This is a genomic window from Chryseobacterium sp. X308 (genome assembly GCF_020733145.1).
Taxonomy (GTDB): Bacteria; Bacteroidota; Bacteroidia; order Flavobacteriales; family Weeksellaceae; genus Chryseobacterium; species Chryseobacterium cupriresistens.
Map to the genome: position 1 here is coordinate 203,593 of NZ_JAJFZH010000006.1, position 22,206 is coordinate 225,798.

25 protein-coding genes are annotated in these 22,206 nt (G+C 37.2%); 14 read left to right on the plus strand and 11 right to left on the minus strand.

What is annotated here, in order from left to right; genetic code table 11:
- The first annotated feature begins 23 nt into the window (after window positions 1-23).
- Window positions 24-596, plus strand: a complete 573-nt coding sequence (locus LIV57_RS09400) for an RsmD family RNA methyltransferase (RefSeq protein WP_227942389.1) — start codon at window positions 24-26, stop codon at window positions 594-596.
- On the opposite strand, the gene LIV57_RS09405 is transcribed toward LIV57_RS09400, so the two are convergent.
- Window positions 593-940 (minus strand): winged helix-turn-helix transcriptional regulator, encoded by a 348-nt coding sequence (locus tag LIV57_RS09405; protein ID WP_136521048.1) that lies wholly within the window; start codon window positions 938-940, stop codon window positions 593-595. The genes LIV57_RS09400 and LIV57_RS09405 overlap by 4 nt on opposite strands.
- Window positions 941-1,024: 84 nt before the next feature.
- Between LIV57_RS09405 and LIV57_RS09410 the strand changes: the two genes are divergently transcribed.
- On the plus strand, window positions 1,025-1,624 hold the full coding sequence (locus tag LIV57_RS09410; protein ID WP_227942390.1) for a nitroreductase family protein: 600 nt from the start codon (window positions 1,025-1,027) through the stop codon (window positions 1,622-1,624).
- A gap of 80 nt (window positions 1,625-1,704) precedes the next feature.
- Here the strand turns inward: LIV57_RS09410 and murI are convergent, their stop codons facing one another.
- From murI to LIV57_RS09435, 5 genes are all read right to left on the minus strand, one after another.
- Window positions 1,705-2,535 (minus strand): glutamate racemase, encoded by an 831-nt coding sequence (gene murI, locus LIV57_RS09415; protein WP_110011736.1) that lies wholly within the window; start codon window positions 2,533-2,535, stop codon window positions 1,705-1,707.
- A 60-nt stretch (window positions 2,536-2,595) separates the two neighbouring features.
- A complete protein-coding gene (gene hemW / locus LIV57_RS09420) occupies window positions 2,596-3,720 on the minus strand; it encodes a radical SAM family heme chaperone HemW (protein ID WP_227942391.1) in 1,125 nt (374 codons plus the stop codon).
- A gap of 52 nt (window positions 3,721-3,772) precedes the next feature.
- Window positions 3,773-4,723 carry a PorP/SprF family type IX secretion system membrane protein gene (locus tag LIV57_RS09425; protein ID WP_110011724.1) on the minus strand — a complete coding sequence of 317 codons (951 nt, stop codon included), beginning with the start codon at window positions 4,721-4,723 and terminating at the stop codon, window positions 3,773-3,775.
- Window positions 4,724-4,774: 51 nt separating this feature from the next.
- Window positions 4,775-5,845, minus strand: coding sequence for an RluA family pseudouridine synthase (locus LIV57_RS09430; protein ID WP_227942392.1), 1,071 nt, complete (start codon window positions 5,843-5,845; stop codon window positions 4,775-4,777).
- A 73-nt stretch (window positions 5,846-5,918) separates the two neighbouring features.
- Window positions 5,919-7,001 carry a PASTA domain-containing protein gene (locus LIV57_RS09435; RefSeq protein WP_227942393.1) on the minus strand — a complete coding sequence of 361 codons (1,083 nt, stop codon included), beginning with the start codon at window positions 6,999-7,001 and terminating at the stop codon, window positions 5,919-5,921.
- A 156-nt stretch (window positions 7,002-7,157) separates the two neighbouring features.
- On the opposite strand from LIV57_RS09435, the gene LIV57_RS09440 reads away from it, so the two are divergent.
- The 3 genes from LIV57_RS09440 to LIV57_RS09450 all read left to right on the plus strand — a co-directional run bounded on the left by LIV57_RS09440 (window position 7,158) and on the right by LIV57_RS09450 (window position 9,439).
- Window positions 7,158-8,141 carry a D-alanine--D-alanine ligase gene (locus tag LIV57_RS09440; protein ID WP_227942394.1) on the plus strand — a complete coding sequence of 328 codons (984 nt, stop codon included), beginning with the start codon at window positions 7,158-7,160 and terminating at the stop codon, window positions 8,139-8,141.
- An 87-nt stretch (window positions 8,142-8,228) separates the two neighbouring features.
- The gene (gene coaD / locus LIV57_RS09445; protein WP_047428484.1) at window positions 8,229-8,693 is read left to right on the plus strand and encodes a pantetheine-phosphate adenylyltransferase; all 465 of its coding nucleotides are present in this window, start codon (window positions 8,229-8,231) and stop codon (window positions 8,691-8,693) included.
- 110 nt (window positions 8,694-8,803) lie between these two features.
- On the plus strand, window positions 8,804-9,439 hold the full coding sequence (locus LIV57_RS09450; protein WP_227942395.1) for a trimeric intracellular cation channel family protein: 636 nt from the start codon (window positions 8,804-8,806) through the stop codon (window positions 9,437-9,439).
- Between the two features lie 306 nt (window positions 9,440-9,745).
- Here LIV57_RS09450 and LIV57_RS09455 read toward each other — a convergent pair whose 3' ends face one another.
- The gene (locus LIV57_RS09455) at window positions 9,746-10,315 is read right to left on the minus strand and encodes a hypothetical protein (protein WP_110011721.1); all 570 of its coding nucleotides are present in this window, start codon (window positions 10,313-10,315) and stop codon (window positions 9,746-9,748) included.
- Window positions 10,316-10,390: 75 nt separating this feature from the next.
- Complete coding sequence (locus tag LIV57_RS09460) at window positions 10,391-10,885, minus strand: dihydrofolate reductase (RefSeq protein WP_227942396.1); 495 nt, start codon at window positions 10,883-10,885, stop codon at window positions 10,391-10,393.
- A gap of 73 nt (window positions 10,886-10,958) precedes the next feature.
- On the opposite strand from LIV57_RS09460, the gene LIV57_RS09465 reads away from it, so the two are divergent.
- The 5 genes from LIV57_RS09465 to LIV57_RS09485 all read left to right on the plus strand — a co-directional run bounded on the left by LIV57_RS09465 (window position 10,959) and on the right by LIV57_RS09485 (window position 15,716).
- The gene (locus LIV57_RS09465; protein WP_034693337.1) at window positions 10,959-11,564 is read left to right on the plus strand and encodes a LemA family protein; all 606 of its coding nucleotides are present in this window, start codon (window positions 10,959-10,961) and stop codon (window positions 11,562-11,564) included.
- Window positions 11,565-11,566: 2 nt separating this feature from the next.
- Entirely contained in the window at window positions 11,567-11,995 is a 429-nt protein-coding gene (locus LIV57_RS09470) for a TPM domain-containing protein (RefSeq protein ID WP_227942397.1), read from the plus strand.
- Window positions 11,976-12,788 (plus strand): TPM domain-containing protein, encoded by an 813-nt coding sequence (locus tag LIV57_RS09475; protein WP_062675618.1) that lies wholly within the window; start codon window positions 11,976-11,978, stop codon window positions 12,786-12,788. The genes LIV57_RS09470 and LIV57_RS09475 overlap by 20 nt, the downstream gene beginning before the upstream one ends.
- 513 nt (window positions 12,789-13,301) lie before the next feature.
- A complete protein-coding gene (locus LIV57_RS09480; RefSeq protein WP_110011719.1) occupies window positions 13,302-13,823 on the plus strand; it encodes an NAD(P)H-dependent oxidoreductase in 522 nt (173 codons plus the stop codon).
- A 3-nt stretch (window positions 13,824-13,826) separates the two neighbouring features.
- On the plus strand, window positions 13,827-15,716 hold the full coding sequence (locus LIV57_RS09485) for a monovalent cation:proton antiporter-2 (CPA2) family protein (protein ID WP_227942398.1): 1,890 nt from the start codon (window positions 13,827-13,829) through the stop codon (window positions 15,714-15,716).
- Between the two features lies 1 nt (window position 15,717).
- On the opposite strand, the gene LIV57_RS09490 is transcribed toward LIV57_RS09485, so the two are convergent.
- Complete coding sequence (locus tag LIV57_RS09490; protein WP_227942399.1) at window positions 15,718-16,545, minus strand: GIN domain-containing protein; 828 nt, start codon at window positions 16,543-16,545, stop codon at window positions 15,718-15,720.
- Window positions 16,546-16,730: 185 nt separating this feature from the next.
- Between LIV57_RS09490 and LIV57_RS09495 the strand changes: the two genes are divergently transcribed.
- Complete coding sequence (locus LIV57_RS09495; protein WP_227942400.1) at window positions 16,731-18,872, plus strand: M3 family metallopeptidase; 2,142 nt, start codon at window positions 16,731-16,733, stop codon at window positions 18,870-18,872.
- 240 nt (window positions 18,873-19,112) lie between these two features.
- Complete coding sequence (locus LIV57_RS09500) at window positions 19,113-19,502, plus strand: YchJ family protein (RefSeq protein WP_227942401.1); 390 nt, start codon at window positions 19,113-19,115, stop codon at window positions 19,500-19,502.
- Window positions 19,503-19,700: 198 nt separating this feature from the next.
- Here the strand turns inward: LIV57_RS09500 and LIV57_RS09505 are convergent, their stop codons facing one another.
- Together LIV57_RS09505 and LIV57_RS09510 are read right to left on the minus strand one after the other, a co-directional pair.
- The gene (locus LIV57_RS09505; RefSeq protein ID WP_062675624.1) at window positions 19,701-20,201 is read right to left on the minus strand and encodes a peptidylprolyl isomerase; all 501 of its coding nucleotides are present in this window, start codon (window positions 20,199-20,201) and stop codon (window positions 19,701-19,703) included.
- Between the two features lie 156 nt (window positions 20,202-20,357).
- Complete coding sequence (locus LIV57_RS09510) at window positions 20,358-20,594, minus strand: VF530 family DNA-binding protein (RefSeq protein ID WP_227942402.1); 237 nt, start codon at window positions 20,592-20,594, stop codon at window positions 20,358-20,360.
- 108 nt (window positions 20,595-20,702) lie between these two features.
- Between LIV57_RS09510 and LIV57_RS09515 the strand changes: the two genes are divergently transcribed.
- The gene (locus LIV57_RS09515; RefSeq protein ID WP_171006328.1) at window positions 20,703-20,855 is read left to right on the plus strand and encodes a hypothetical protein; all 153 of its coding nucleotides are present in this window, start codon (window positions 20,703-20,705) and stop codon (window positions 20,853-20,855) included.
- A 145-nt stretch (window positions 20,856-21,000) separates the two neighbouring features.
- Window positions 21,001-22,206, plus strand: coding sequence for an exonuclease SbcCD subunit D (locus LIV57_RS09520; protein WP_227942403.1), 1,206 nt, complete (start codon window positions 21,001-21,003; stop codon window positions 22,204-22,206).

A 22,206-nucleotide genomic window follows, 5' to 3' on the forward strand; every position in this document is an offset into this window, starting at 1 on the left:
ACTACCTAAACCCTAACAACAATATGTTCAGAATCATATCAGGCAAATGGAAAGCCAAGAAAATTGCCGCTCCGAAAAACTTTGAAGTAAGACCCACTACCGATTTTGCGAAAGAGGCTTTATTCAGCATTCTGGAAAACAAATACGATATGCAGTCGATTTCCGTGCTTGATCTTTTTGCAGGAATTGGCTCTATTACCCTGGAATTTGCTTCCAGAGGATGCCAGAATATAACTTCCGTGGAAATGAACCCAAAGCATACGGCATTTATCAACAGTACGGCTTCTGAGCTTGATATGGCACTTCAGATCAATGTACAGAGAGGAGATGTCTTCGACTGGCTTAAGAAATTCAGAAATAAAAAATCATTTGAGATTGTTTTTTCTGATGCTCCTTTTGAAATGGAAGAAAAAAAGTATCACGAACTGATTTCTTTAGTTTTAAACAATAAATACCTGAAAGAAAACGGAGTCCTTATTGTAGAACACCAAAGCCGTATGAAATTTGACCATCCGAATTTAACAGATACCCGAAAATACGGAAACGTAAGTTTCAGTTTTTTTGAACCGAATAAAGAAGATAATCAGGAACTTTAATTCCTGATTATTTTTTTTGAGATGACAGGAGACTCTTCACCCCATTTTGTTATCGCTTCCAGAACAGGCAATAAAGTTCTTCCAAAGTCTGTTAATTCATATTCCACCACTAAAGGAGGTTTTTCCGTAAAAACTTTCCTGTCCACAATTCCGTCTTCTTCAAGCTGTTTTAGCTGCAAACTCAATGTTCTTTCCGTAATGGTAGGAATAGACTTTCTTATCTCGTTATAACGCTTAGCACCGCCAATAAGGTGATGTAAAATTACTGCTTTCCATTTCCCTCCTATAAATTTCATTGTGACGCTGGTACAGCAGGGATACGATTTATTATCTATTGTATACATTTTTATACTATCATTTTTTACCGTTATTGCAAAGTTAGGAAACTTAAATTAATTTTGTAACTATAAAAATGATAGTATAAAATTATGAACTTTTTAGACCAAATGAAAAACAGGTATACTGTAAAAAAGTATAACCCACAGGGAAAAATCAGTGAAGAGCAAATTGCAGCACTTCAGGAGATTTTAAATTTAAGCCCGTCATCTATTAACAGCCAGCCATGGAATTTTATTTTCGTAAATGATCCTGAACTGAAGAAGCAATTGGGGGACAAATCTTATTTTAATAAAGAAAAAGTGTTGGACAGCAGCCACATCATTGTATTTCAGGTGATAAAAAATATAGAAAACTTTGAAAAACAAATAGAGGAAAACCTTCCGGAAGGCCCTGTTAATTATTACCGAACGATGGTAAAACCTAAAGGAGAAGAGGCTATAAAATCATGGCTTGGACATCAGGTATATTTATCATTAGGAGTTCTTTTATCTGCCTGTGCAGCGATGGGAATAGATTCCACTCCGATGGAAGGAATTGAAACTGAAGGTTATGATGCGATCCTGAACAATGAAAAATACGAAACTCTATTTGCTGTAGCCATCGGGGAAAGAGATGAAGCAGATGCAAACCAGCCTAAATTTAATCCTAAGAAAAGACTGACCGCTGAAAAAGTAATTGTGGAAGCGTAATTTTAAACACAAATTTCACTAATTATTCCACAAAGAATACAAATTAAAAAGTCTGCTTCAATATGAGGCAGACTTTTTAATTATAATACTTTCAATTCTAAGTCAATGGATTTTCCGAAGAACTTCTTTGAAATTTTCTCAAAATTCTTGGTAATATCCGAAAGATAGAAATGATAATTAGGCTTTGAGTTATGATCATGTAAAAGATTATACTTATCAAGAATGATCTTCAGATGATTGGCTACAATATTCGGAGAGTCAATGACACGGACTCTGTTTCCATAATACTGTTTAATCTCATCAATTAAAAGAGGATAATGCGTACAGCCAAGAATCAGAGTTTCAATATTTTTTAATTTATTATTACTTAAATAATTATAAATAATAGCATGGGTGATGGGATGGTTTTTAAACCCTTCTTCAATAGCAGGAACCAATAATGGTGTTGCCAGTTCGTCTACTTTGATCCATTTATTATGCTTTCGGATACTCTTTTTGTAGAGTCCTGAATTTACGGTTGCTTTGGTAGCAATTACGCCTACATTATTATGGATTTCGTATGACACTTTTTCGGCCACAGGATTAATAACGTCTATGACAGGAACTTTTCCTGCAACGGACTGCATCACTTCATTCAAAGCATTAGCCGTTGCCGTATTACAGGCAATTACAATCGCTTTACAGTTCTGCTCAAGCAGGAAATTGGTGATCTTTGTAGAATATTCAATAATCGCATCTTTGGATTTTTCTCCGTAAGGAAGGTGCTTTGTATCTCCAAAATAGATCAGATCTTCATTAGGAAGAAGTCTTTTGATTTCTTTGGCAACGGTAAGACCTCCTACTCCGCTGTCGAAAATTCCGATAGGCTGGTTGGGTGAAAGATGTGAATAATCTTGTTTTTTCGTTTTCAAATGAGTTGAAATTTTATACAAAAATAGTGAATTTTATGGCATGCTGTATACATACAAACATTATACAATAAACAAATCTGAAGCAATTCCGTCTGCCATAAACCAATGTTTTTCAGGAATTTTTAAATGTTCATTCTCAATGATTAAAATACCTTCCTCCATTTTAGCTTTGATTTCTCTATGAAAATGTTCCAATAATCTCTCTGAAAATTTATTTTTTAAACTTTCAAGATCTACTCCCCAGATAGTTCGTAAACCAATCATAATCATTTCATTAAACTGATCTTCCTGGGAAAGAATTTCTTCTTCTTTGGCAAGAAGTTTATCATTCAGTTTTTTAATGTACTGCTGATTATTAGCCACATTCCAGCTTCGGACATCGAATCCGTTATACGAATGTGCTGAAGGTCCTATTCCAAGATATTCATTGTATTTCCAGTAAGCAGAATTGTGCCGTGAGTAAAAACCAGGTTTGGCAAAATTGGAAACTTCATAATGTTCAAAACCATGATCTTTTAAAAAGTCAGATAGATAATAGAATTCCCTGTTTTGCTCTTCTTCCCGGGGACTTTTTACTTTCCCTTTGGAGATCCAGTTTTCTAAAGCTGTTTTGGGCTCAACAGTTAATGCATAAGATGAAATATGAGGAACTTCTAAAGCAATTGTCTTATTCAGGTTTTCTTTCCAGATTTCAAGATTGGATGTGGGCGAACCATAGATCAGATCAATACTCAGATTTTCAAAACCGGAATCCTGAGCCCGTTTGATAGAGCTTTCTGCTTCTGAAGCACTGTGAGCCCTGTTCATCAGTTTCAGATCTTCTTCAAAAAAGCTTTGTGTGCCAATGGACAATCTGTTTACAGGCGTTCCGGCAAGCTGTTTTAAAAAATTTTTATCTAAATCATCGGGATTGGATTCCAGAGTAACTTCTATATCTTTTTCAAAACTGAAATACCGTAATACTTCGTCTATTAAAGAATTAATTTCATCCACAGAAAGAATAGAAGGAGTCCCTCCTCCGAAATACAGGGATTTCAGGTTTTTGTTCTGCAATTCATCTTTTCTCAGCAGTATTTCAGTTTTCATGGCACGAAGCATTTCATCCTTGAAATTCAGGGATGTTGAAAAGTGAAAGTTGCAGTAACTGCATTTTTGTTTACAGAACGGGATGTGAATATATATCATAAAAAAAAGCTCTGAAAAATTTCAGAGCTCAAATTTATTTAAATTAAATTAATTAGTATCTAAATCCTCTAGCATTAATAAAGTTGTCGAAGTTATATCCAAGACCGATCATGAAGCTGTTTCCACCATAGCTCTGGATATCAGATAATCCAAGGTTATAAGTAGCTCCGATCATGAATTTGTTGAATCTTACTTTTACAATTGGAGAGATACTCAGGTCCTGATTGTCAAATCTGTTCTGAACCGTTCTGTAGCTTACCCCGAAAGAGAATGCGTTGATATCGTTAGAGAATGTCGCCATCAGGTTCCAGTCGATCATTCTTGTTGAATTTGTGTTAAGGTTGATCAATGCTGACGGTGCAATGGTAATATTATCAGCAATGTTCCAGTTGTATCCTAAATTTAAGAAGAATTTAATTGGAGAAGGCTCGTAGTTGTTTACGATAGAGGCATCATTACTCAATGCGATATCATTTACGGAAACACCCCCGAATAATCCTCTGTAGGTAGCGGCCAAACCGAAGTTGGCATACACCATAAAGATGTTGCTTTCTTCACCTCTCAATAATGGGTCTCCTCCTTCTTCAGTATTGATTTTTGAATAATCAAAATTCATGTTATAGAAGTTAACACTTGTACCGAAAGAGAACTGGTCTTTTCTGTCTCCTTCACTACTTAGCGGAATAAAATATGAAGCACCAGCCGTGATACCACCTGCAGAGATCGGTCCGTTACTGTCTCTGAACACGGAAATACCAGCACCTACTCTATCAAAGATATTCGCATTGATCCCGATTGACTGTACATTCGGAGAATTACTGAATTTTGAAAATTGTTGTTGATAATTGGCGTTGAGCTGTACGTAATCTGTTTTTCCGTATTGAGCTGGGTTGAACAGGAACTCACCATCCAAAAGATATTGCTGATAGTATGGTAGTGATTCTTGTGCTTTGTATGCATTTGACAAAAGAGCTAAACATACGATAGCATATAGTTTTCTCATAACAAATCTTGATTTCAATTCAACAAATATAAAAAAAATCTCAATATATTTTTAGTTTTCCAAATAATTTCTCCATTTTTTTACAGCATCCGCCATATCTTTGGGCATTGGGCTCTCAAAATATAATTCCTTCTTTGTCGTTGGGTGTATAAATCCAAGGGTATGGGCATGAAGGGCATGTCTTGGCAAAATTTCAAAAACATTTTTAATAAATTGCTTGTATTTGGGAAGATTTACCCCTCTCAAAGGTGTATGTCCTTCATATCTTTCATCATTAAACAAAGTATGGCCAATATGTCTGAAATGCGCTCTGATCTGATGGGTTCTACCCGTTTCCAGCTTACATTCTACCCAGGTCATATATTTGAATCTCTCAAGGACTTTATAATGGGTCACAGCGTGTTTCCCCTGACTGCCGTCTTCATAAACGGACATCTGCATTCTGTTTTTAGGATGTCTTCCGATGTGGCCTCTGATGGTTCCCTCATCATCCTGCATATTTCCCCACACAAAAGCCCAGTACAGTCTCTTTGTAGTTCTGTTAAAGAACTGTTTGGCAAGGAAACTCAATGCATATTCATTCTTGGCAATCACCAACAGTCCTGAGGTATCTTTATCAATCCTGTGTACAAGCCCTACTCTGTCAAGATCGGATTTTTCTCCGTTCTTTTCAAAATGGAAAGCAAGCGCATTCACCAATGTTCCGTCCCAGTTTCCGAATCCGGGGTGCACTACCATTCCTGCTTCTTTATCTACTACTACAAGATCATCATCTTCATAAACAATATTCACCGGAATATCCTGTGGAATAATGACATTTTCTCTTGGAGGGTGCGTAAGCAAAACTGAAATCTGATCTCCCGGTTTCACACGGTAATTCTGTTTCACCGCAGTTCCGTTCACGATAACATTTCCGGCTCTGCAGGTCTGTGAAATTTTATTCCTTGAAGAATTCTGTCTGTATATTAAAAGGAACTTATCAATTCTTAATGGTTCCTGTTTACTGTCAACAGTGATATTAAGATGTTCATATAAACCTTTATTTTCCTCATCAATATCGATGTTTTCGATACTGTTGGAATCTAATAATTCTTCATCTAAAAAATCTTCGTTATCTGACATTGTTTTATATTTTTTACACAAAAGGCCTCAACATTTTGCAGTTGAAGCCTGTATTTTTGATATTAATCTGATTTTATTCTACGACAACCTTCTTAGCTTTCGGCTTTTGTGAAGGCTGCTGAGTGGTTGTTGCAGCCGGCTTGGCTGTACTTCCTGCTGTGGAAGTAGTAGTAGAAGTCTTAGGCTTCTCTGTACTTTGGGCTGCAGGTTTAGAAGCGGTAGTCTGAGGTTTTGGAGTCTCAGTTTTCGGTACTTCAGCTTTTGGAGTTTCTCTTCTAGGAGCTGGTACTACCGGAGCTTCATAACTTGGCTCACTATGTACTTCTTCATATCGTACCGGAGGAAGTGAAGTATCTACTTTCATACGATAGATAGAATTCAGCTGCTCTACCTTAGCTCTTAATTCGGCAGGAGTCCTCTTACTTGCCCAAAGATCGATCTGCATTCCCTGATCACGAACATCACCGGAAGCAGGATCCTGATAATAGATAATATCAGACTCATCTTTACCTCCATCTTCATGCTCTACCAATCCTACTTCAAACATACTTTTGGTAATGACAGCTCTTGCTTCTTTTACTGTAAGTCCTACAACATTAGGAATCGAGATATTTCTCATCGGCCCGGATCCTACTACCACATCAATCGTAGAGAATCTTGGTAAACGGGTACCCGGATTTACCGCATTTCCTTTATATAATATTCTTAAAAGAGCATCTTTCTGAATACTAGGCTCATAAATCGTATCTCCGATTTTAAGGCCTACCTGATCCAATCTCTGGAATGCCAGTCCTGAATATTTATTGATCACATTCGGCACCGCAATAGGAGCCCATGTTCTCGGATTTACTTTTAGCGTTACCGTTCTTCCGTCTTTTACACGGGAACCTGGCGCAGGATATACCTGCAATACCTGGAATGGTCTGTATTTAGGATCATAATTGGCACTGTCTACTTCATATTCCAGCCCTGTATCATCTAATATTTTAACGGCATCATGCACCGATTTATTTACAATATTGGGAACAGGAATTTCCTGACCGTGATTAGTATGGTACTCCAACCAGCGAAATGTAAGCCATACAAGCCCCACGAAAACACCGATGGCTACTACTAAATTCAGTAAAACTTTCCAATTGAAAAGTGATTTAAGCATACTTAAAAATACTTTAATTATAACCGCAAATATAGCTAATAATTTTAGAATGGACTTTTTATTTAACACAATTCATTTTTGATTTTAAAATTTGCCGATTTCCCATATTGCATTGCATAAAATGATTAAATTTGCCTTAATTGATACTATATGGTTATGAATAAAAAAAGTGTTGCCGTAGTAATGGGAGGCTATTCCGATGAATATGTTGTTTCCTTAAAAAGCGGACAATTGATTTATGATTCTCTGGACAGAAATCTCTATGATGTATATAAGGTAGTAGTCCTTAAAGATGAATGGTATTTTTTAGGGGAAAATGACACAAAATATGCCATCAACAAAGGAGATTTTTCTGTGACTTTAGATAATGGTGAAAACTTAAAATTTGATGTTTGTTTCAATATCATCCACGGAACCCCGGGAGAAAACGGAATTCTTCAGGCATACTGGGATGCCATTGGGCAAAAATATACAGGCTGCGATTTTTATCAGAGTGCTCTTACTTTCAATAAAAAAGACACTCTTGCCGTATTATCAAAATACGGAATTCCTTCTGCTAAAAGTATTTATTTAAGAAAAGGGGAAGACATCAATGTGGATAAAATTGTAGCAGAATTGAATCTCCCACTATTCGTAAAACCTAACCAGTCAGGTTCTTCTCTGGGAATTTCAAAAGTAAAAGAAAAATCAGAACTTATTGCTGCCACTGAAATTGCATTCAAGGAAGATGACGAAATCCTGATCGAAAGTTTCCTGGATGGAATGGAAGTTTCCGTAGGCGTTATTGATTTTAAAGGAGAAACCATTGTTCTGGGAATCACAGAAATTGTTCCTACCAATGAATTCTTCGATTACGAGGCAAAATATGAAGGTGCTTCTGAAGAAATTACACCGGCAAGAATTGATGAGGAAACCACAAAAAGAGTGGAAGAAATTGCTAAAAAAGCTTATAATTCATTAGGAATGAGTGGTTTTTCGAGAAGTGAATACATTCTGATGAACGGAATTCCTTATATGCTTGAAATGAATACCAACCCAGGATTCTCTCCTGCAAGTATTCTTCCTCAACAGGCAAGGCATTATGGAATTTCCATCATGGATCTTTGTGGAAATGAAGTTGAAAAAGCACTTAATAAATAAATAGAAGTTAGAAATTAGAGGTTAGAAGTAGAGATTGAATACACTTTTAACAAATAATTCACTACTCAAAATCATAACTCGTACAACATGAAAATTGCTGTTTTCCCTGGGTCTTTTGACCCGATTACACTAGGACATTACGACATTATAGAAAGAGCGGCACCGCTATTTGATAAATTAATCATTGCTATAGGGCAAAATTCTCAGAAAAAATATATGTTCCCTCTTGAAAAAAGAATGGAATTTATCCAGAACTCTGTAGCAGAATTCCCCAATGTGGAAGTAGATTATTTTGAAGGACTTACCGTTGATTACTGTTTTGAAAAAAACGCACAATACATCATCAGAGGCCTGAGAAACCCGGCTGATTTCGAGTTTGAAAAAGCAATTGCCCATACCAACAGAACTTTAGCCCACAAAAAACTGGAAACCGTATTCTTACTAACTTCTTCAGGAAAATCTTTCATCAGCAGCAGTATAGTAAGAGAGATCCTTAACCATGGAGGGGAATACGAACTATTGGTTCCTGAATCCGTGAGAGTGGAGCGATAAAAAAATATAATTGATGAGCGATAAATGATAATTGATATAATGGCCAAGAATTTGCTTAAGCAGAAATCATTCATCAATTATCATTTATCAACAATCATTTATAATTATATATGCACGAACAGTTCAATTTTGCAATAGAAGTCCTGGGGACCATTGCCTTTTCCATGTCCGGAAGTTTTGCAGCAATGCAGAAACGGCTTGATCCGTTCGGGGTGCTTATTATTGCATTTGTAACCTCCGTAGGAGGAGGAACTGTAAGAGACCTGTTACTGGATATCCCTGTATTCTGGATGCATGATATTCTGATGTGTACCCTGATTCTGGTGACGAGTATTTTTTCAATGGTCTTCAAATCTCTTGAGAAAAACTTTAAAGTAACCTTATTTATTTTCGACAGCTTCGGACTTGGATTATTTACGATCATCGGAGTTCAGAAAGGACTGAATGCAGGAATTCATCCCATGATCTGTATTGCATTAGGAACCATCACCGGCTGTTTTGGAGGGATTATACGGGATATATTGCTCAACAGGATTCCATTGATTTTCAGAAAGGAAATTTATGCTACGGCATGTATCGTGGGAGGAGCAGCATTTTTACTGATGACCAGATACACTACACTTTCTTATACTTTCATACAGATCTTCACTATTTTACTGATCGTTGCCATTCGAACATTTGCTGTAAAATACCACTGGCAGATACCTAAATTTTACGGCTATGATCATAATAATTCAGAAATGTAATTTAAAGATCATTACTGTCCAATAAAAGTTTAAATATATTGACAATATCAATATTGATGGTATGAATTAACAGACCACCCCACCGGAGCTTTATTTTACGGAGGCTTCATTTTTTTCTGCTAACAGTAGATCGACAGAATCAAATCCAGCTCCAGTGGGAGCTAGCTGTTAATAGAACGTAATTATTTTAAAGTCATAGCTCCGGAGGAGCGACCTGTTAATTATTTTTAAATAAATCGGACAACAAGAAGGATAAAAACAAAAAGTCCTGAAAAACTCAGGACTTTTATAGTATATGTTAGGAGACTAGAAGAATTTTCCTCTGTTTCTCATATTCGGGTTATGCATATGCTTCTGCATGGTTGGCATTTTCAGCTGCTCTTTCATCATTTTAATCTGATCCGTCATCATTCCCGCGCTGTCCAGTCTTTTTGCTTCCTCAAGTAACTTCTGCCCTTCCTGCTTTCTTCCTTTAGAAATAGCTGCAGCAGCAAGATTTAAAGTAGCCATTGCTCTGTCGTGTTTCATATTCAAACCATATTCCAATGCTTTTTTCATGAAAGGCTCTACTTTCGCAGGGTGATCCTGAGCTTGTGTCAATCCTGATAAATAGTGGAAATATCCGTATTGAGTCTTATGAAGCTGAGTTTTATAATCTGTAATTTTAGATAACCATTCTCCGGCTTTCTCCATATTCTGCTTTCTTAATTGCCAGAATGCCAAAAGGATATATTCATTTTTAAAGAATAGCAAGATGGGAAATGCAGCCAAAAGAAAAACAACAATACCCCATCCCAGATTTCTTGTGAAAATCATCATATAAAGTCCTAACAGGATAAGAAGTGCTGCTACTGCAATTTTTATGTATTTATTCATTATTAAATTTTAGAAGTGCAAAGATAAATAAATTAGAGATTAGAAGCTAGAAGTTAGAGGTTAGAATTCCTATAACTATTCGCTCTTAATTTTTTCAAACGTCTGGAAACAGAAATCATAACCGTTCTTTTCATCTTTCTCATGGCAGATTTCGTTGGTCATTTTCCAGATTTTCGGATCTATTTTCGGAAAGAATGTATCAGCCTGAAGATCTGCTTTCACCAAAGTCACTTCTAGTCTGTCTACAACATTCATGGTCTGTTCGTAGATATTTCCGCCACCAATAACAAAAACTTCTTCATCAATCTTCTTAGCAAATTTCAATGCTTCTTTGATGCTTCCTACAATAAGAATTCCTTCTTCAAACCAGTCTTTCTTTCTTGACACAACAATGTTGGTACGGTTTGGAAGGGCTTTCCCAATACTTTCGTATGTTTTTCTTCCCATAATAACCGGATGCCCTGAAGTAATCTCTTTAAAATGTTTCAAATCTTTGGGAAGATGCCAAAGCAACTGGTTTTCAAAACCAATTTCATTTTTCTCTCCCATTGCCACCACTATTGTTGTCATTCAAATAATTTTTTACAAAATTAGCACATAATTTGTATATTTGGTTAGCACAAAAAATTTAAAAAAATAAACTATGAAAAATAAAGGATGTCTGGGCGCAGGAACCATTGGTATTGCCCTTCTTATTATTGTTGCAATTCTATTCTTCTGGGGAAAAAGCGGATATAACAGTTTTGTCAACAAAGAACAGACAGTAAATGCAAAATGGTCTAATGTAGAGACTGTCTATCAGAAAAGAGCCAACCTTATTCCTAACCTGGAAAGAACCGTAAAATCGTATTCAAAATTTGAGCAGGAAACTTTAACTCAAGTTGTGGAAGCCCGTTCCAAAGCGACTTCTATCAATATTGATCCTACGAATATGACCGAAGCTGATCTGGCTAAATTCCAGGCAGCACAAGGAGAATTATCGGGTGCATTAAGCAGATTGATGGCCGTGGTGGAATCTTATCCTAACCTGAAAGCAGACCAGCAGTATATCAACTTCCAGAGAGAATACACTGCTATTGAAAACAGTATCAGAACTGAAACGGTTTACTATAATGATGCTGCAAAGGATTATAATACTTCCATCAAGACTTTCCCGAATAATATTCTGGCGAATTTCACCAACTTCAAAGAAAAACCTTATTTCAAAGCTGACGCAGGCGCTCAGAAAGCCCCTGAAGTATTCAAATAATAATGGGTAATTTCCTTACAAATCAACAGATCGCTTCCCTTGTGGAAGCGATTCAGTCTGCGGAAGATCATTCTACGGGAGAGATCAGAGTGCATATTGATTCCAATACGGAAAACCGTGATGCCAAGACTGCATTTGAAGTTTTTAAAAAACTGGCTATGGATAAGACAGCCGACAGAAATGCGGTGCTTTTTCATGTCAACTTCGAACAAAAATATCTTACCATCATTGGAGATACCGGGATTCATGAAAAAGTAAAACAGTCTTACTGGGATCATCTTCACGATTATATCACTGCTGAATTTGCCAAAGGAAATTATTATCAGGCTCTGAAAAGTGCTATCCTGGAAACAGGACTTGAACTCAAAAAACATTTTCCTGTGGAAGGAGAAAACCCAAACCAACTTCCAAATGAAATTACGTTCTCTTAAAATAGTATTTTCATTTTTACTGCTCTGCTTTTACACTTTTGTATCAGCACAATACACCATTCCTGAAAAACCTGCGGTGCTGTATCCTGTTTTTGATGAAGCCGGATTGCTTTCCCAGCAGGAAAAAGATGCACTTAATCATAAACTGATCAAGTTTGCAGATTCTACCTCAACGGAAATTGAAGTGGTGATCATCCGCTCTACCAAAGGAGAAGATGTAAATTTTCTCGCCACCATGTTTGGTGAAAAATGGAAAATCGGAAAAAAAGGGGTAGACAACGGAGTGGTTTTCCTTATCGCAACAGAAGACAGAACGATGTCTATCCAACAGGGGCGTGCCGTAGAGCAATACCTTACCGCTTCTGTAGCTGGACAGATCTTAGATTACATCGTCACCCCAAATTTCAAAAAAGGACTTTGGTATGAAGGGATCAATGGTGGAACCTCAGCGATTATGGAGGCTGTTGAGGGAAAATTCAAACCTGTAGCCACAACAGCTCCTTCCGGTAATGGAAGTGCCTTTAAAGTTCTTATCATTGCTTTTATTATTTTCATCATCATTGCTATCCTGTTTGGTAACAGAGGTGGCGGACGTGGTGGAAATAATGACGACGATGATGATGTGATTATTACCAGAAGAGGACGCAGAAATTATCCCGGCGGATTCTTCCCGTTCCCGGGCAGCTTCGGAGGAGGTGGCTTTGGCGGTGGAAGTTCCGGCGGCGGAGGTGGATTCGGAGGCTTCGGTGGTGGCGGAAGCTTTGGTGGCGGAGGCGCATCCGGAGGTTGGTAAATATTTGTTTAAATGAAAAACAATAAAAACAATCATCCAAATGAAGCCTTAGGAGCATTTATATTCTTATTTCTAATTGTGTTTGTCATTAGAATTTTATTTGAATTTATATCTTCATTATTCTAATCTAAATAAAATATCTGGAATAAATTTCCACAAGGTTTGTCATTCCGTAGAATCTCGGCTTAAATATAATAGTTTAGATTCCTATGGAATGACAAACTTTATGCATATTAATCAATGGATAAAATCACAGCAGTACAATATCTTTGCTAAGTGAAACGCCTTTGCGAACGAAAAATATTCTCTATTATCTTAGAAAATCTTTGCGAAGTTTGCGTTTTAAATAATTCCAAAATTAGCGATATCAAATATTAAAGAAAACAAAATAAACCTCTTTTTTTAACTTTTATTAATGTTAAATTGATATTTAGCTGTTAAAAAGTTAATAAAACCTCATAAAAACCACCTTTTATTCAATATTTTTTCACTATATTTACTGAAAACAGGATTATGAAGAAGACGCTGGTAGTATTTGCACACCCTTATCTGGAGCACTCCAATTCGAATGTAGAGCTCATCAATTTCTACGTTCGCCACCAGCATTATACCCTGAGAGATCTTTACGAAGAATATCCTGACTTTCATATCGCAGCTTTCCGGGAAAGAAAACGCCTTAAAAACTATGAACGTTTTATCTTCCAGTTTCCCCTGATATGGTTCGGAATGCCTCCTCTTCTCAGATTATGGATTGATGAAGTTTTCGACAGAGACTGGCTGAAAGAGGGTGAACATAATCCACTCGAAGGAAAAGAAGTCTATATTCTGGTAACCACCGGTGGAAAAGAAAGATCTTTCAGCAAAACCGGAACTTATCAATATACCATAGATGAACTCATCAGCGGACTTATTGTTTCATTAAAAGTTTTCAAAGCAGATATCAAACATATCAAAATTGTATACGAAGCCAACAAGCTCTCTAAAAAAGAAATTATTTTACATAAAAAAGAATTTACAGAACTACTCAATCAATAGCATATGGAATCCAGCTTAGCGATGAACACATTAATTTTCCTGGGTGTAGCCATTATCATGGTTCCATTGGCAAGGAAATTAGGGTTGAGTTCTGTTATCGGTTATATTTTAGGAGGAATTATCATAGGCCCTTATGTTCTTAAACTTACAGGAAACAATGTCAACGATATTATGCATGCCAGCGAGTTTGGAGTGATCATGCTTTTATTTTTGGTAGGTCTGGAACTGGAGCCCCGGAAGTTCTGGGAAATGCGAAAGAAAATAATGGGTCTTGGACTTTCTCAGATGGCCCTTACCATTCTTCTGCTTTTCCTGGTATTCACAAGCGTAGGCTGGAGAGTAGACAAAGCGATTGCCATTGCTATGTGCTTTGCGCTGTCTTCTACAGCTATTGTTCTGCAGACTTTACAGGAAAAAAATAATCTCAAAACCACCGCGGGAGAGGCTTCATTTTCCACGCTTCTGTTTCAGGATATTTCAGTAATTCCTATTTTGGCGATATTACCTATTCTGGCTAATTATAAAGCCAAACATCATGACAATGAAATTCAGATTCTGATTCAAAAACTACCCGAATGGCTTCAGGCCGGAACGGTTATTTTCGGGGTAGCATTATTGATTTTACTCGGCAGATATGTATTTGTTCCTTTTCTGCGCTATGTTTCAAAATCGGGAATGTCAGAACTATTGACTGCTTCTTCGTTATTTCTGGTTATTGGAGTTTCGGAGCTGATGGTTGTGATTGGTCTTTCTCCGGCATTAGGAGCTTTCCTTGCAGGGGTAATGCTTGCCAACAGTGAATTCCGTCATGAGCTGGAAGCACAGATTGATCCGTTCAAAGGCTTGCTTTTAGCTGTTTTCTTTGTGAGTGTAGGGTCTACCATTAATTTTAATATTATCCAGCAAGATCCCTTATTTATCTTCAGTACTGTTTTTGCCGTGCTGGCTGTAAAATTCGTTGTTTTATACACCATTGGAAAATTCTTCAGGATAGATACTCCCCAAAGTCTTTTTTATGCATTTGCCCTTTCTCAGGTTGGAGAATTTGCATTTGTACTGCTTAATTATGCATCGGATCTTTATCTTTTAGGACCGGAGATGAATGCACAGATGATGGCTGTTACGGCAATTACCATGTGTATCACTCCTATTCTTCTCATCATCAATGATAAATTTATCACTCCGAAATTCATTAAAGAAATTCCCGAGGAAGAACATGATTATAATATTCTCGACAGCGATGTTGCTCAAAAGAAAATCATTATCGTAGGTTTCGGGCATTTTGGAAGTACCGTGGGACGTCTTTTAAAAGCCAATAAAATACCCGCTACCGTTCTGGATCGTGATTCTGACCGTGTGAAACTGCTTAGAAGCTATGGTTTTAAAGTGTATTATGGTGATGCAACGAGGATTCCTATTTTAAGAGCGGCAGGAATTGAAGATGCTGAGATTCTGGTTTTATGCCTTGATGATCCGGACGATAATAAGTTCATAGCAGAACTTGTCCGTGAACATTATCCTAACGTCAAAATTTTTGTAAGAGCTAAAAACAGGATTGATGCTTATGATTATCTGAACAGCGGAGTCAATCACATTTATCGTGAAACATTAGGAACGGCTGTGGATATGGCTGTGGATGTACTTCATGAAACGGGAATGAGAAAATATGCTGCAAGACGTCTTGGCCAAAGGTTTATGGCCATTGATAAAGCGTCAATCCGGAAGCTGGCAAAAATGAAGGAGAATAATGAAGATATCACTCTGTTTACCACAAAAGAAATCCTCCAGCGTGAGGAGGATTTATTGGCTTATGATAATCTTAATTTCGATAATAAAAACTGGGAAGGATCCTCATCCGCAGATGAAGAAGATGAGGAAGAGTCTCAGGATTAATTTACTGGATGTTTACGCTTCCACCGCTGCTTTCGTCTTTTATCACACTCTTAAGCTCTCCTTTTTTCGAGATATCCACACTTCCACCAGATGATGCCCCGGCATTTACACTGGAAACAGCACTTATATGAATACTTGCTCCACTGGAAGCATCTGCTTCAACGTCATCAGCAATAACATTTTTAGCAGAAACGCTGCTCCCTGAAGAAGCACTCACGTCTACTTTTTTTGCTTTACCGGAGAGATCAAGAGTTGATCCTGATGAGGATTCGATATCAAGGTTTACCGCCCATATTTTACCATCGAAACTGCTGCTGCTGCTTACATTGATATCCATATCATTAGCTTCAAGGTCTCCGGAAATACTTCCTGCACTTGATGCTTCAATATCTGTTTTCTCCTGGGTAAATTTATCTTTTACAATAATTCTTGCTGCTGAATCGGCAAGGAGTTTCTTAAAGTCTTTGGCATAAATCTTCGCTGTCACTTTGCTGATATTCATCACTCTGATCCCCGGCTTATAATGAATATGCAGTTTCCCGCCGTCATTTTCCACCAGAATTTCATCAATGATACTTTGAGGGGCTGAGATTTCAACTTTCTCAGTTTCAGATTTTATAATTTCTGCTTCAATGGCCTGTGAAACCTGAATTTCATCAAAATCACCATTAAATTCCTTATGCTGTATCGGGCCGCTTTCTTTGCTCACTACTTTCTCTACCCAATTACTTTTGTCTCCTTCCCTGTCTCTGTTTCTGTTCTCATGTTTATCATTACATGAGGCTAAAGCCACTAAGGCTGAAAAAATAAATAAAGTACTTGTTTTCATGCTTATTCCTTTTGTTAATTTTTTTATTGATTTCTTTATTTAAATAACAACTAATTTATAAAAAATATTACATTACATTTGAAAATACTGCAAATACCACAAAGGGCTTAAAGAAATACATCCGCCGAAATATGTTCTATGATACAAGTTTTTAATATCTTTATGCTTTAATAACAACTATATTTATGAAGAATATTTCATCGGTATTATTAATTTCTGCCTTGGCGTTCAATCAATCTTGTACTACAATGAAACAGACCGATATTCAACAGGAGCTTCCTGCACCTGATCCCTCTTTAGCTTCCAATCCTTTTATGAAGAAGAGCAAGCTTCAATACGAAGCTCCGGAGTTTGACAAAATCAAAAACGAACACTTCAAACCTGCTTTTAACTATGGTTTAAAGCAACATGAAGCTGAAATTATAAAAATTGCCAACAATCCGGCTGCCCCTACTTTTGAAAATACCATCGTTGCATTGGAAAAAAGTGGTGAAGTACTGAGAAGAGCACAAATTGTGTTTTCAAATCTTACCAGTGCTAATACCAACCCTACTTTACAGGCTTTGGATGAAGAATATGCCCCTATTTTTGCTGCACATTCCGATAAACTGTACCTGAATGAAAATCTTTTCAAAAGAATACAATCCATCAAAGAAGATGGTCTGGATTCTGAAAGCAAAAGACTTTTACAATATTATAAGCAGAATTTTGAAATCGCGGGAGCTAACCTTTCTGCAGCGGATAAAGAAAAATTAAAGCAGCTCAATCAGGAACTGGCTTCTCTTTCTACACAATATGCCAACAAATTACTGGAAGCAAGAAAGCAGGGTGGAGTTTTCTTCTCAGACGCCAAAGAACTGGACGGACTTTCTGCTGATGAAATTGCAGCGGCAGCAGCTGATGCCAAAACAGCAGGACAACCGGGAAAATATCTTCTGGCTCTACAAAATACAACACAGCAACCTCTTTTACAAAATTTAAAAAACAGAGCGACCAGAGAAAAGCTATTTAAAGCTTCATGGACAAGAGCTGAGAAAGGAGATGCTAATGATACAAGATCAACGATAGAGCAGCTTGCCAAACTAAGATTGAAGAAAGCACAGATCTTAGGAAAGAAAAACTTCGCTGAATGGAAACTTCAGGATCAGATGGCAAAAACACCTGAAGCAGCTACTAAACTGATGAACCAGATTGCTACTCCGGCAGTAGAAACGGCAAGACGTGAAGCAAAAGATATCCAGGATCTTATTGATCAGCAAAAAGGAGGTTTCAAAGTAGAACCCTGGGACTGGAATTTCTATGCTGAACAGGTAAGAAAAGCCAAATTTGATCTTGATGAAAGTGAAATTAAACCTTATTTTGAGATTACAACCGTTCTTGAAAAAGGAGTTTTCTTCGCTGCTGAAAAATTCTACGGGCTGACTTTCAAAAAGAGAACAGATCTTCCTGTTTATCATCCGGACGTAGTAACGTATGAAGTTTTCGATCATGATGGAAAATCTATTGCCATTTACTATCTGGATTTCTATACAAGGGATTCTAAAAACGGTGGTGCATGGATGAGTAATTTTGTTGAGCAGTCTTATTTGCTGGGAACAAAACCTGTAATCGTTAACTGCTACAATTATCAGAAACCGGCTCCGGGGAAACCTTCATTAATCAGTTATGATGATGTGTCAACCATCTTCCATGAATTTGGTCACTCTATTCACGGAATGTTTGCCAGTCAGAAATATCCTTCACTTTCAGGAACGAATGTACCGAGAGACTTCGTGGAATTCCCATCCCAGATTAATGAGCACTGGGCTTTAGATCCGGTTGTTCTGAAGAATTATGCTGTACATTATGAAACAAAGCAGCCTATTCCGCAGGCTTTGGTAGATAAAATCAAAAAGGCAGCTACATTCAATCAGGGTTATATGACTACAGAATTGGTTTCGGCTGCTGAACTTGATATGGATTGGCATACGGTAAGCAATGAAAATCAGTTCATTCCTGTTTTAGACTTTGAAAAGCAGTCTCTAGCCAGCCATGGATTTAATTTGGCAACGGTTCCGCCAAGATATCACACGCCTTATTTTGCACACATCTGGGGAGGTGGATATTCTGCAGGATACTATGCGTATTTGTGGTCTGAAACATTGGATAACGATGCTTGGGAATGGATCAGTAAGAACGGTGGTTTAACCAGAGAAAACGGTGACCGTTTCAGAAAATATATTCTTTCCGTAGGAAATTCTGTAGATCTGAATCAGGCATTCAGAGATTTCACAGGACACGATCCGGATATCAAACCTTTATTGAGAAACAGAGGGTTTATTAAATAAATCAAGGGAAGCATTCTTTAATTAGAGTGCTTCTTTTTTATACCTATCTGTGATAAATAAATTTTCTATGTTTCGGCTAAAGCCGGTGGATTTTTGTTTATTTATTTTGAACGGGCTAAAGCCCGTTTCTATTGAATATATAACAATTCAACATATTAATTCCATTATAAAATTCAAATAGGCAGAACTCCTTTCTAACGAGATTCATTACTTTTACATTCAAAATTTAAAATACAATATATGAACTGTCCATGCTGTTCAGGAAAATCATACGGAGAATGCTGCAAGCCTTATCATACCGGAGAAAAACATGCTCCTACCGCTGAAGCTCTGATGCGCTCAAGATTTTCTGCTTTTGCCATTCCGAATGGTGAATACCTGATGGAAACTACTCTTCCGGGAAAAAGAAAATACCACAATAAAAAAGATCTGCAGGAATGGGGAGAGATCAACCAATGGACGAAACTGGAAATCATCAGAACTCCGGCTTTAAACCATGTAGAATTTAAGGCTTATTATACCGATCAGGACGGGCATCCGCAAGTTCATCATGAGTTTTCTGTTTTTCAGAAGATGCACGAACGCTGGTATTATGTTTCCGGGGAGTTTTTGGATGAGGAAACGGATTGAGAAAATATAATGTAGTGATGCTTTGCGTATAGAACCACCCCGTTAAAAATTCTTTGAATTTTCGCCACCACTCCGATGGAGGGGAATGCCAAGCAACCAATACCTATTATAATCTTATCAATAAAAATGAGCCCCAGGATTATCTGTGGCTCATTTTCTTATCTGAAACATGTCCGAAAAAATCGGGCATTTATATTTTTAGTGAGCTTCGTTTCCGTCAATTCCGTGAGCATGACCATGCGCCAACTCTTCTTCTGTTGCAGGGCGAGTGCTTAAAACTTCCACGTCGAAATCTAATACTTTTCCAGCCATCGGGTGGTTAAGGTCTGCTACTACAACTTCCGGAGTAATTTCTACTACAAAAGCCTGGAAGTTATTCCCCTGATTATCTGATAAAGGTAAAATAGCTCCTACAGGCGGAAGTCCTGATTCTTTAAACATTTCCACTGGTAACTGTGCAATAGCATCCGGCTGTCTTTCACCGTAAGCTTCTTCAGGCTGAATTACAAAAGCCGCTTTATCTCCAGCTTTTAAACCTAAGATATTTTGTTCAAATTTTGGAATCATCATTCCCACACCATACAAAAATGTAAGTGGATTTTCTGTTGTTGTTTCTTCTACAAGAATCTTACTTCCATCTGGTTCGATCGTATGAAGTATATACTTTACAGCTACAACGTGATTGTTTTCGATTGTCATATTTTTTCTTTTTTTCGTGATTTTCTTTCACGATTAATCATACAAATATACTCTTTTTGAAATGATTCAGTGAGCCTGGAGGCTGGAGGTTGGAAGAAGGAAGCTATGAAAGGCATAAAGAAATGGAGATCTTCTTTTTACAGCCTTTATTTTTTTCTACTTTTCGTCTCTCTTTTTTTGTCTTAGCATAAAGAGATACAGGCTCTCGACTTTTGTTCTAGCCCACGGTGTTTTCCGCAGAAATTTAAGGGAAGAACTTATGCTGGGGTTATCTGTAAAACATTTAATATTGATCTGCTCGCCCAACCTTTCAAAACCTTGATAATATTCTACCAGTTCTTCCAGGATAGCATCAAGTCTTTTTCCGTGTAGAGGATCTTTGGACTGTTCCATCTTTTTTTTGCAAAATTAATTGATTATAAGTTTATATGGAAATCTACACCTCTTCTTCCCTTTTTGTTTCTTATTTTTGAAGAAGCTATTTCTTACCCATAAAAAAACATGAGCAAAAACAACGAAGCGAACAGGAAGAAAAATAAAAAGAAAATTGATCAGAAAAAACGTAAAATACAAAATGCAGAAGCTGAAAGAAAAGCAAGGTTAAAACAAATCCGGGAAGATTTCAAAGCAAGAGAAGCTGACAATAAGCTATAATTGTCTTGATCCGAAGTAAGGGAAACCTTAATTTTTAAAATGAAGTATTCTCTATCTTTACATTGTAATAACATCAAAATAATTCTCTGCGAAACAACTTGAAAATTACGCTGCATATATTCTTTTTAATTCTCAAATTTACATTATGAAAATCCTCCACACTGCCGACTGGCATTTGGGTAAGCGCCTCGACCGTTTTTCAAGACTTGAAGAACAGGTTTTGGTTATGAATGAAATTGTTAAGATGGCCGATGAGCAAAATGTTGATTTAGTTCTCATTGCCGGTGATCTTTTCGATAATTTTAATCCAGGTGTTGAGGCTGCTGAACTTTTTTATAAAACATTAAAACGTTTATCCCTGAACGGAAAACGTCCTGTAATTGCTATTTCCGGTAATCATGATTCTCCCAGCTTAATCAATGCTCCTGATCCTTTGGCAAAAGAATGCGGAATTATTTTAATCGGCCATCCCAAAGCGGAGATTGTGCCTTTCGGTACAGAATATTTCAACATTACCAACTCGAAAGAAGGTTTTATCGAGCTGAAAATTGATAGAATAGATTTTCCTGTAAGAATTCTTCATACTCCTTTTGCTAATGAGGTCCGGTTAAAGGAATACTTTGGAGAAAATAAAGAGGAAGAAATCAACAAAGTGCTTTCCCAGACCTGGAAAAACCTTGCTGATCAGTTTTGTGATGATTCCGGAGTGAACCTTCTGACAGCTCATTTATACATGAATAAAAGAGGTGCGGCAATTCTCGAGGAACCGGAAGGAGAAAAACCAATTAAGATAGGAAATGCAGATCTGATTTTTTCGGACAGTATTCCTGAGCAGATTCAATATACGGCATTGGGCCACCTTCATGGTTTTCAGAATATCGGAACGAAGGAAAAGCCTGTGATTTATTCATCCTCTCCTCTGTGCTACAGTTTCAGTGAAGCCGGACAAACGAAGTATGTTTCTATTATTGACGCAGAACCTGGAAAAACAGTTTCCTACGAGAAGAAACTCTTGAAGAGCGGGAGAGCTTTAGTCCGAAAAACATTTACCGCCATTGATGATGCTGTTCAGTGGCTGGGTGAAAATCCCAATACATTTATTGAACTTACACTGGAAAGTGAGACTTTTTTAACGGCAGACGAAAGAAGATTAATCTACCAGTCTCACAACGGAATTGTACACCTTATCCCCAAAATAAAAAATCTGGAATTGGCAGAAAATCAAAACCAGGAGATCAATTTAAGTCAGGATATTGATATTTTATTCAAGGATTATTTTAAATCCAAAAACGGCGGGCAGGAAGCCAATGAAGAACTGATGAATTTGTTTAACGAAATTTTAAATGCATAA

What these genes read in the sequence shown, in the direction of transcription:
- LIV57_RS09400 (WP_227942389.1), top strand. Translation starts at nt 24, where the DNA reads ATGTTCAGAATCATATCAGGCAAATGGAAAGCCAAGAAAATTGCCGCT.
- LIV57_RS09405 (WP_136521048.1), bottom strand. Translation starts at nt 940, where the DNA reads ATGTATACAATAGATAATAAATCGTATCCCTGCTGTACCAGCGTCACA.
- LIV57_RS09410 (WP_227942390.1), top strand. Translation starts at nt 1,025, where the DNA reads ATGAACTTTTTAGACCAAATGAAAAACAGGTATACTGTAAAAAAGTAT.
- hemW (WP_227942391.1), bottom strand. Translation starts at nt 3,720, where the DNA reads ATGATATATATTCACATCCCGTTCTGTAAACAAAAATGCAGTTACTGC.
- LIV57_RS09425 (WP_110011724.1), bottom strand. Translation starts at nt 4,723, where the DNA reads ATGAGAAAACTATATGCTATCGTATGTTTAGCTCTTTTGTCAAATGCA.
- LIV57_RS09430 (WP_227942392.1), bottom strand. Translation starts at nt 5,845, where the DNA reads ATGTCAGATAACGAAGATTTTTTAGATGAAGAATTATTAGATTCCAAC.
- LIV57_RS09435 (WP_227942393.1), bottom strand. Translation starts at nt 7,001, where the DNA reads ATGCTTAAATCACTTTTCAATTGGAAAGTTTTACTGAATTTAGTAGTA.
- LIV57_RS09440 (WP_227942394.1), top strand. Translation starts at nt 7,158, where the DNA reads ATGAATAAAAAAAGTGTTGCCGTAGTAATGGGAGGCTATTCCGATGAA.
- coaD (WP_047428484.1), top strand. Translation starts at nt 8,229, where the DNA reads ATGAAAATTGCTGTTTTCCCTGGGTCTTTTGACCCGATTACACTAGGA.
- LIV57_RS09450 (WP_227942395.1), top strand. Translation starts at nt 8,804, where the DNA reads ATGCACGAACAGTTCAATTTTGCAATAGAAGTCCTGGGGACCATTGCC.
- LIV57_RS09455 (WP_110011721.1), bottom strand. Translation starts at nt 10,315, where the DNA reads ATGAATAAATACATAAAAATTGCAGTAGCAGCACTTCTTATCCTGTTA.
- LIV57_RS09460 (WP_227942396.1), bottom strand. Translation starts at nt 10,885, where the DNA reads ATGACAACAATAGTGGTGGCAATGGGAGAGAAAAATGAAATTGGTTTT.
- LIV57_RS09465 (WP_034693337.1), top strand. Translation starts at nt 10,959, where the DNA reads ATGAAAAATAAAGGATGTCTGGGCGCAGGAACCATTGGTATTGCCCTT.
- LIV57_RS09470 (WP_227942397.1), top strand. Translation starts at nt 11,567, where the DNA reads ATGGGTAATTTCCTTACAAATCAACAGATCGCTTCCCTTGTGGAAGCG.
- LIV57_RS09475 (WP_062675618.1), top strand. Translation starts at nt 11,976, where the DNA reads ATGAAATTACGTTCTCTTAAAATAGTATTTTCATTTTTACTGCTCTGC.
- LIV57_RS09480 (WP_110011719.1), top strand. Translation starts at nt 13,302, where the DNA reads ATGAAGAAGACGCTGGTAGTATTTGCACACCCTTATCTGGAGCACTCC.
- LIV57_RS09485 (WP_227942398.1), top strand. Translation starts at nt 13,827, where the DNA reads ATGGAATCCAGCTTAGCGATGAACACATTAATTTTCCTGGGTGTAGCC.
- LIV57_RS09490 (WP_227942399.1), bottom strand. Translation starts at nt 16,545, where the DNA reads ATGAAAACAAGTACTTTATTTATTTTTTCAGCCTTAGTGGCTTTAGCC.
- LIV57_RS09495 (WP_227942400.1), top strand. Translation starts at nt 16,731, where the DNA reads ATGAAGAATATTTCATCGGTATTATTAATTTCTGCCTTGGCGTTCAAT.
- LIV57_RS09500 (WP_227942401.1), top strand. Translation starts at nt 19,113, where the DNA reads ATGAACTGTCCATGCTGTTCAGGAAAATCATACGGAGAATGCTGCAAG.
- LIV57_RS09505 (WP_062675624.1), bottom strand. Translation starts at nt 20,201, where the DNA reads ATGACAATCGAAAACAATCACGTTGTAGCTGTAAAGTATATACTTCAT.
- LIV57_RS09510 (WP_227942402.1), bottom strand. Translation starts at nt 20,594, where the DNA reads ATGGAACAGTCCAAAGATCCTCTACACGGAAAAAGACTTGATGCTATC.
- LIV57_RS09515 (WP_171006328.1), top strand. Translation starts at nt 20,703, where the DNA reads ATGAGCAAAAACAACGAAGCGAACAGGAAGAAAAATAAAAAGAAAATT.
- LIV57_RS09520 (WP_227942403.1), top strand. Translation starts at nt 21,001, where the DNA reads ATGAAAATCCTCCACACTGCCGACTGGCATTTGGGTAAGCGCCTCGAC.